This window comes from Streptomyces aculeolatus, assembly GCF_020400605.1.
GTDB classification, from domain to species: Bacteria; Actinomycetota; Actinomycetes; order Streptomycetales; family Streptomycetaceae; genus Streptomyces; species Streptomyces aculeolatus.
On sequence record NZ_JAINRD010000015.1, the window covers coordinates 196,841 to 204,331 of the forward strand.

Genomic DNA, 7,491 nt, shown 5'->3' on the forward strand with positions numbered 1-7,491 from the left:
CACAATTACCTTGTACACAAGTTACTTGAGGGCGAGTCGCATCGAGGGGGCGCGCCCGATCTCCTCGCACGCCCCTGGCGTTTTGGCGGTACGTGACTCCGCATGTAGCGTGTGCGGCTTCCCCGGCCCGGCCCTTGGTCAACTCGCCGGTGAAGCACAGCAGTCGAGGATGATCGAAGGTCGAAATGAAGTACGTCATACGCGGGCGCCGGGTCGCCGTCGCGGCGGCAGGGGCGGCGGCGCTGCTCGCGCTGACCGCCTGCGGCAGCGACGACGACGGCGGGAGCGAAGCGAGCGGCGGTCCCGCGCAGGCGGACGCCGTGGAGGCGATGCGCTCCGCCACGTCCGTGCACGCGGTCGGCGAGATGATCGTGGTCGCCGACCCCGCCCAGGTCGACGTGCAGACGGACAAGAAGGGCAACTGCGTCGGCAGCGCGAAGGAGGGCGAGAAGGGCGCGGTCGAGTTCGTCATGCAGGGCGACACCGCGTGGCTGAAGCCGGACGCCGCGTACCTGGAGTCCGAGATGATGTACGACGCCGAGCTGATCGCCGAGGTCGAGGGCTCGTACCTGGAGCAGCCGAAGTCCGACGTCCCGACGGCCCTCGCGGACCTGTGCAACCTGGGCACGTACGTCGAACAGACCGACAGCGTCGTGTCGTTCAGCCCGGAGATGACGCAGAAGGAGAAGACGGAGCACGAGGGCGTCGCGGTCGTGCCGTACGTGAACGAGGACCCCTCGACCAGCGACGGCGCCAGCATGAAGATCGCCGCCGAGGGCAAGCCGTACCCGGTGACCATCACGGACCCGGAGGGCGCGGAAGTCGACCTGGCCTTCTCGGCGTTCGGCAAGCCCGTCAAGGCGGAGGCGCCGGCCGCGGAGTCGGTGCTGACCGAGGACCAGCTCTCGGACATCCGGCTGGAGCAGATGTAGCGGGCGGCGGCGCCGCCCGTTCGCGAGACGGCGGCGGTACGGGTCGGGGGGCTCGTACCGTCGCCGTCGGCCGTCCGGTGCCCGTCGCCCGCCGCAGACCGGTGCCTACGATGGTGACATGGCTGGGGCGAGCGGTCTGCTGATCGCGGGCCGGTACCGGTTGGACCGACCGGTGGGGCAGGGTGGCATGGGCCGGGTCTGGAGCGCCCGCGACGAGCTGCTCGACAGACGGGTCGCGGTCAAGGAGATCCTCTTCGACCCCGACGTCGCCGACAGGCAGCGCGAGAAGCAGCTGCGCCGCATGGTCGGCGAGGCCCGCGCGGCGGCCCGGCTCAACCACCCGGGCATCACCACGGTGTACGACGTCGTCGAGCACGACGGCGCCCCGGTGATCGTGATGGAGTTCGTCGCCGGCCGCTCCCTGGCCGCCGTCCTGCGGGAACGCACGCGGCTGCCGGTGCCGCGGGTCGCCGAGATCGGGGTCCAGGTCCTCGACGCCCTCACCGAGGCGCACGCCGCGGGCGTCGTCCACCGCGACCTGAAACCGGACAACATCATGGTGACCGACCGCCGGGCAGTCATCACCGACTTCGGCATCGCCGCCATCGCCGACGCGGTCGGCCCCGAGGGGACGGCGGGCCTGACCACCACCGGCGGCATGCTGGGCACGCCCGCGTACGCCTCCCCCGAGCAGATGAGCGGCGAGCCGGCGACGGCCGCCTCCGACATGTGGTCCTTCGGCGCCACCCTCTACGCGGCCGTGGAGGGCCGCCTCCCCTTCCACGGCGCCGACCTGTGGACCCTGCGCCAGTCCATCTGCGAATCCGACCCCGCGCCCTTCCGCCACGCCGGCGCCCTGGCCCCGATCGTCACCGCGCTGCTGGCCAAGAACCCCTCGTCCCGCGCGACCCTCGCCGCCGCGGCGGCGGAACTCCGCGCCCACACCCCCGCGGCACCGCCGCCGGAGCACGGGGGCCACAAACCCCGCCGCTGGGGCCGCCTCCTCCCCACCCGCCGCGCGGCACCGGCCCCGGCACCCGCACCCGTCCCGCCGCCCGCGTACGCCCCGGATGTGCCCCCGACGCGGGTCATGCGGGCGGACCCGGTGGAGGAGCTGGAACGTACGGCACGGGAACGGCTGCACGGCCAGGTCGAGATGCACCTGGGCCTCCTGGCCGTCATCGCCGCGGCGCCGCCGTCGGACGCGGACCTGCTGACGGGCCTGAAGAACCTCAAGGACACGCACACCCACCGGGTGGGCCGCATCCTGGAGGACGAGGCCCACAAGCTGCTGCGCTTACGCGATCTGGAGGACGAGGCGTCCCGCCGGGCATGGGAGCCGTACGCCACCCACCACGGCGAATGGCTCGCCGCCCGGCGCCACGCGCTCACGGCACTGGACGAGACGCTGGGACTGTCGGAGTCGCTGCTGACGGGCGAGAGCCCGCGGGACGCGCTGCTCGTCGTGGTCGCGGCGTTCAGAGCCCACCTGCTCGCCCTTCAGTCGGACTGAGCGTCGCCGGGACGCGCGTCAGTCCACCACGGATTGCGCGAGGCGAAAGCCCACGTCCTCGACCCGGAAGGTCGGGTGGCTGCGCCGCCGCACCGAGGCCCGGCAACTCCAGTGCTCGTCGAACCAGCCACCTCCGCGCAGCACCCGGTAGCTGCCGTAGACCTCGGGGTCGTAGAGGTCCCAGCACCACTCCCACGCATTGCCGAGCATGTCGTAGAGGCCCCACGGATTGGGCTGCTTGCCGCCCACGTCGTGGATCCGCTCATCCGAGTTGCCGCGGTACCAGGCGATGTCGTCCAGCGGCCCGTAGCGCGGGCCCGACGTGCCGGCACGGCAGGCGTACTCCCACTCCGCTTCGGTCGGCAGCCGGTACCCGCCGGCCGCGGTGTCCCACCCGACGCCTTCCCCGCCGGCCTCGAGGCGATAGGCCGACGCGAAGCCATGGGCCCGGGACAGTCCGTTGCAGAACCGGACCGCGTCCCGCCAGGAAACCCCCTCGACGGGCAGCCGGCTTCCCTGGGCGCTGCTCGGCCGCCGGCCGGTGACCTCCGCGTACAGCGCCTGGGTGACCGGATATACCGCCATCCGGAAGGGTGCGAGCTCGACCACCCAACTGCGCCGCGTCCGCCGGTCCGACAGTGTGACGTGCCCCGGCGGGACCTCGGTCATCCCCTGCTCTGCGCTGACGCCCATGAACAGGCGATCTTACGTCGCCTGTTCACAGGTAGAGCTGCGCATCGCAGTCCCGGCAGAACGTCTTGCCGCCGCGCTTCCCCGTCCGCAGGTGCGTGCAGCCCTCCGGGGGGCACTGGGGTAACGCGGTGAGGTGCCGTACGTTGTCGGGCTGGTGGACGGGGAGGGTAAGTGTCGCGTACCGGCGGCGCGGTGGCCGCGGCGGTCGCGGCCGTGGGCCCGTACCCGCACCATGTGGTCGAGCTCCGCGATACACGCCCCGCAGGCGTACATCTCACCCCCCGCCCCGGGCGTGACCACCGAGCCGACCCACAACACCGCCACCCCCTCCCGCCGGCAGAACAACCAACACACCCCCGGCACCCACGCGTTCCCGTCCCCGACCCGCGCCACGGCCGGCCACGCCTCCCGCCACGGGCGCTCCGCGGCGGGCAGGAACCCGTTGCGGTCGGGCCGGTCCGGGGTCATCCCGCCGCCCGGGGCCGGAGCGCGGCGGCGAGCGCGCGGGCGGTGTCGATGTTGCAGCGCCCCAACGCGATCAGACCGAGGGGCGCGGCCCCCGTACACGAAACGGGATCGAGCCCCAACGAGGGCAACACCACCCCGGCGGCTTTGAGCGCAGCCCGCAATTCGTCACAGGCCTCCCCGGCCTGCACCACCCTGTCGGGAACCTGTCCCCTACTCCTGGTCGCCATTTCCGCCTCCGATTGCCTTGTTCTTTGGTGCTGGTAGCGGCTTTTCCGCAGGTACAGCCTTGCCGGTGGGAGGAGCCAGGCACACAGATCGTGTGTGACCAAATACGCTCTGTGGACAGCGAGGTGAAGGAGGTTTGCTGCGTGGAGCTTGAGCCTGAAGGTGCCGCCCTGCCCGCTTCACCAGCGGGATTGCTCGCTGCCCGCGCTTCGCGGGCACGGGCGAAGACGGGCCTCTCGCTGCGCGCGCTCGCTGAGAAGCTGGGCTACCCGCACACCTACCTGAGCCGTGTCGAGCGCGGCGATCAGCTCCCGTCCACCGCTCTGGCCGAGGCCCTTGACGACTTCTACGGGACGGACGGGCTCATCTCCGAGTTGCTGGCCGTCGCCAGGGCCGCCGAGATCCCGACGTGGGGTCGCCGGGTCCTCGAAGAGGAGAAGCGCGCGGCTCGTATCCAGACGTTCAACAGCAGCGTCGTGCCCGGACTGCTCCAGATCGAGCCGTACACGTCGGCTCTGTTCGTCGAATCCATGCCGGGCAAGGACGTGCAGAAGGTCGCGTTGCTGGTGGAGACGCGGGTGCACCGTCAGGCCGTGCTGGACTCGCAGACGCCTCCGCTGTACTGGGCGATCATGGATGAGGCCGCCTTACGCCGTCCCGTGGGGAGTCCGGCGGTCATGGCGGAGCAGATTCGGCACATCCGCGAGGTGGTCACTCACAACAGCGCCGTTCGGGTGCAGGTGCTCCCCTTCGCGCATGGAGTCCATCCGCTGTTGGGCGGTAGCCTGAGCTTGCTCACCCGTCATGACGGTGCGACCTTCGCTTACGTCGAGTCGTTCGCGTCCGGTGTGTCCGTGGATACCCCGGCTGAGGTCCTGGAGTTGACGACCCTCCTCGACATCGCCCGGTCGAAGGCCCTCGACAGCGGGGAGAGCGTGGCCCTGCTCAACAGGTACCTGGAAGGGTATGAGAATGACATCGACTCCTGATGACAAAACTCCGTCTCCGGTCTGGGTGAAGAGCAGTTACAGCAACGGCCAGGGCGGCGAGTGCATCGAGTGGGCGCCAGGACATGCAGCAGCCACCGGGGAGTTCCTGGTCCGCGACAGCAAGGATCCCCACGGCCCGCACCTCGCCCTTACCCGTGACGGCTTCGCCGCGCTCGTGGAGTTCGCCAAGCGTCACGGCTGAACCGCATATCTCCACAACGTGAGTTGGGCGTGATCACCGCCCCCTAGGCTGGCTGTCGCTCGAACACGACCACGCCGGGGCGCCGCCGCACCGTGCCGCCCCGGCGGCAACCTCAGGTGAAGGGCGCCATGAAGATAGGTTTCGCACTCCCGCAGTTCCACCGGCAGGCCTTCGGTATCGCCCAGACCTCCGCGTTCGCCTCGGCGATCGAGGAGGCCGGCGGTGCCAGCCTCTGGGTGGGGGATCGCAATCTGGCCGCGGTGAACCCCCTTGTGGGGTACGGCGGGCGGGGGAAGACGATTCCGGAGGAGTTGAACCCCGCCGCCGATCCGTTCGTACTGCTGGGGGTGGCGGCGTCCGCGACGAGCCGGGTGCTGCTCGGCTCGCACGTACTGATCGCCCCGCTGTATCCGCCCGTGCAGCTCGCCCGGTCGCTGACGACGATCGACCTGATCAGCGAGGGGCGCCTGCTTCCCGGGTTCGGGATCGGCTGGTCGCCGGAGGAGTACCAGGCCGCCGGGCTGAACTTCAGCCGCCGGGGCGCGCGGATGGACGAGTTGCTGGACGCCCTCGACGCCATCTGGACCACCGACCCGGCGCAGTACGAGGGCGACCAGCTCTACGTGCCCGAGCACCACGCGCCGCTGAAGCCCGCGCGGCGGCCCCGCCTGCCGTTCTACCTGGGTGCGCTGTCGGAGCGCGCCATGCGCCGGGTCGCCCGCCGCGCTGACGGCTGGCTGCCGGTGGTCATCGCGCCGAGTTTCGTCGACGTGGAGAGCCTCCTCGCCCAGCGCGCGCTGCTGGACGAGCTGGCCCGGGAGGCGGGCCGCGATCCCGGCGCCATCGACACGGTCCTGCGGGTGAACATCGAGGCGGGCACCAGTACGGAGAAGGTCGCCGACATCGTCAAGGACGTGCACGCACGGACCGGGATCGACCACTTCATGATCGACTCGATGTACGACGTGGAGACCGTCGAGGGCTCCATGGACCATGCCCGGCGGATCCTCGAACTCGTCGCGAAGGGCTGAGCCCGCGCCGACGCGCGTCAGGCCTCGGCGCACTCCACGTGGCCCCAGCCGGTGCCGTTCTTCGCGATGGTCGTACCCGCCGCGTAGGGCGTGCCGCACCGGCAGCGGCCCGCGTACCTGGCCTTGAGCGTCCCGCCGCCCGTCTTGCCCCCCGGCTTGCCGCCCGCCTTGGCCCCCGTGCGGCGCTTCGGCGCCGCGACCCGTGCCGGGGCGTCCTCCGCCGTCGGGAGCGGGGAGCCGTGGGCGGTGCCCGCGGGGTTCTGGGTACGGGCCGACTCGGCGGCGGCGGCGTCGGCGGCGGCGTTGTAGGGGTCGCCGTCCACCTGGTGCGCGCGGACGTGGACGAGGCGGACGTCGCGGCCCGTGAGGCGGTCGTCGATGCTGCGTACCAGCTCCTGGTTGGCCACCGGCTTGCCCGCCGACGTCTTCCAGCCGCGCCGCCGCCAGCCCGGCAGCCAGTCGGTGACCGCCTGCATCGCGTACGTGGAGTCCATCCGCACCTCGAGCGGCACGGCGGGGTCCGTCGATTCGAGGAGCCGCAGCAGGGCGGTCAGCTCGGCGATGTTGTTGGTCGCCCTGCCCAGCGGGCCGGCCTCCCAGCGCGCGACCGCGCCGTCCGGACCGGCCACCACCCACGCCCACGCGGCCGGTCCCGGGTTCGGACTCGCGGCGCCGTCGCACGCGGCGATGATCACGTCAGCCATGGGGCCGATTCTTCCATCCCGGCGCCGGGGGCCCGACGCCCGGCGGCCTCCCCGGGTACCGGGGGTTCCCGTACCCCGCGCGAAGGGGTCCTCCGGCACTGGTACCGAGCGCCGGAAGACCCCTTTCTGCTCAGCTCAGGCCGTCAGCCCTTGCCGCTTCCCTCGCCCTTGACGTACCGCGCCACGAACTCGTTGGCCAGGTCGCCGAACTGCTCGCCGAACACCATGGACCGCTCGACCGTCTTCTTGAAGTGCACGCCGCCGTCCACGCGGCTGTAGGCGCACCTCTTGTTGAAGTCGGTCCAGGTGGGGAAGCTCACCCGGACGTTCTCGACGGGGGTGATCCCCGGCTCCACGATGGACTTGCCGACCTCGAAGTCGAACTCCCAGTTCAGCTCGTCGGAGTCGAAGAAGCGCCGCGCCGCCTGCGAGGCGGCGGAGCCCACGGTCGTGGAGCCCGACGGGTACTCCGGGTGGTCGCCCACCGGCAGGAACCCGGCCCACTGGTCGGCCGGGATGTCGTCGACCGTGCCCATGCCGACGCCGCCCCAGGCGGTGATCTTGCGGTGGCCGTAGACGTGCCTGACGGCGGTGATCGGCCGCACGGCCTCGTACTTGCGCTTGTAGTGCCAGGCGGCTATCAGCGTGTCGAAGGTCGCCAGGATGTGCACGAGCATCCACTGCGCCCAGCCGTGCACGCCCAGCTCGTTGTTCTGGTCGTTCGCCAGGCCAAC

At 71.4% G+C, this 7,491-nt stretch carries 8 protein-coding genes; 5 read left to right on the plus strand and 3 right to left on the minus strand.

Features of this window, described 5'->3' with window-relative positions:
• Positions 1-185 precede the first annotated feature (185 nt).
• Positions 186-932 carry a hypothetical protein gene (locus LG396_RS24180; RefSeq protein WP_225796362.1) on the plus strand — a complete coding sequence of 249 codons (747 nt, stop codon included), beginning with the start codon at positions 186-188 and terminating at the stop codon, positions 930-932.
• Between the two features lie 118 nt (positions 933-1,050).
• A complete protein-coding gene (locus LG396_RS24185) occupies positions 1,051-2,445 on the plus strand; it encodes a serine/threonine-protein kinase (protein ID WP_225796363.1) in 1,395 nt (464 codons plus the stop codon).
• A gap of 18 nt (positions 2,446-2,463) precedes the next feature.
• Here LG396_RS24185 and LG396_RS24190 read toward each other — a convergent pair whose 3' ends face one another.
• Complete coding sequence (locus tag LG396_RS24190; RefSeq protein WP_225796364.1) at positions 2,464-3,138, minus strand: formylglycine-generating enzyme family protein; 675 nt, start codon at positions 3,136-3,138, stop codon at positions 2,464-2,466.
• An 836-nt stretch (positions 3,139-3,974) separates the two neighbouring features.
• On the opposite strand from LG396_RS24190, the gene LG396_RS24200 reads away from it, so the two are divergent.
• From LG396_RS24200 to LG396_RS24210, 3 genes are all read left to right on the plus strand, one after another.
• Positions 3,975-4,820, plus strand: a complete 846-nt coding sequence (locus LG396_RS24200; protein ID WP_225796366.1) for a helix-turn-helix domain-containing protein — start codon at positions 3,975-3,977, stop codon at positions 4,818-4,820.
• Positions 4,804-5,022: a DUF397 domain-containing protein gene (locus tag LG396_RS24205; RefSeq protein WP_225796367.1), complete on the plus strand. Its 219-nt coding sequence runs from the start codon at positions 4,804-4,806 to the stop codon at positions 5,020-5,022. Before LG396_RS24200 ends, LG396_RS24205 begins: the two co-directional genes overlap by 17 nt.
• A gap of 128 nt (positions 5,023-5,150) precedes the next feature.
• On the plus strand, positions 5,151-6,053 hold the full coding sequence (locus LG396_RS24210) for a TIGR03619 family F420-dependent LLM class oxidoreductase (protein ID WP_225796368.1): 903 nt from the start codon (positions 5,151-5,153) through the stop codon (positions 6,051-6,053).
• 17 nt (positions 6,054-6,070) lie between these two features.
• On the opposite strand, the gene LG396_RS24215 is transcribed toward LG396_RS24210, so the two are convergent.
• Both LG396_RS24215 and LG396_RS24220 read right to left on the minus strand, forming a co-directional pair.
• A complete protein-coding gene (locus tag LG396_RS24215) occupies positions 6,071-6,757 on the minus strand; it encodes a ribonuclease H family protein (protein WP_037752281.1) in 687 nt (228 codons plus the stop codon).
• Positions 6,758-6,900: 143 nt separating this feature from the next.
• The coding region (locus LG396_RS24220) for a phosphatase PAP2 family protein (RefSeq protein ID WP_504968324.1) at positions 6,901-7,491 on the minus strand (591 nt) is incomplete at its 5' end.

What these genes read in the sequence shown, in the direction of transcription:
- LG396_RS24180 (WP_225796362.1), top strand. Translation starts at nt 186, where the DNA reads ATGAAGTACGTCATACGCGGGCGCCGGGTCGCCGTCGCGGCGGCAGGG.
- LG396_RS24185 (WP_225796363.1), top strand. Translation starts at nt 1,051, where the DNA reads ATGGCTGGGGCGAGCGGTCTGCTGATCGCGGGCCGGTACCGGTTGGAC.
- LG396_RS24190 (WP_225796364.1), bottom strand. Translation starts at nt 3,138, where the DNA reads ATGGGCGTCAGCGCAGAGCAGGGGATGACCGAGGTCCCGCCGGGGCAC.
- LG396_RS24205 (WP_225796367.1), top strand. Translation starts at nt 4,804, where the DNA reads ATGACATCGACTCCTGATGACAAAACTCCGTCTCCGGTCTGGGTGAAG.
- LG396_RS24210 (WP_225796368.1), top strand. Translation starts at nt 5,151, where the DNA reads ATGAAGATAGGTTTCGCACTCCCGCAGTTCCACCGGCAGGCCTTCGGT.
- LG396_RS24215 (WP_037752281.1), bottom strand. Translation starts at nt 6,757, where the DNA reads ATGGCTGACGTGATCATCGCCGCGTGCGACGGCGCCGCGAGTCCGAAC.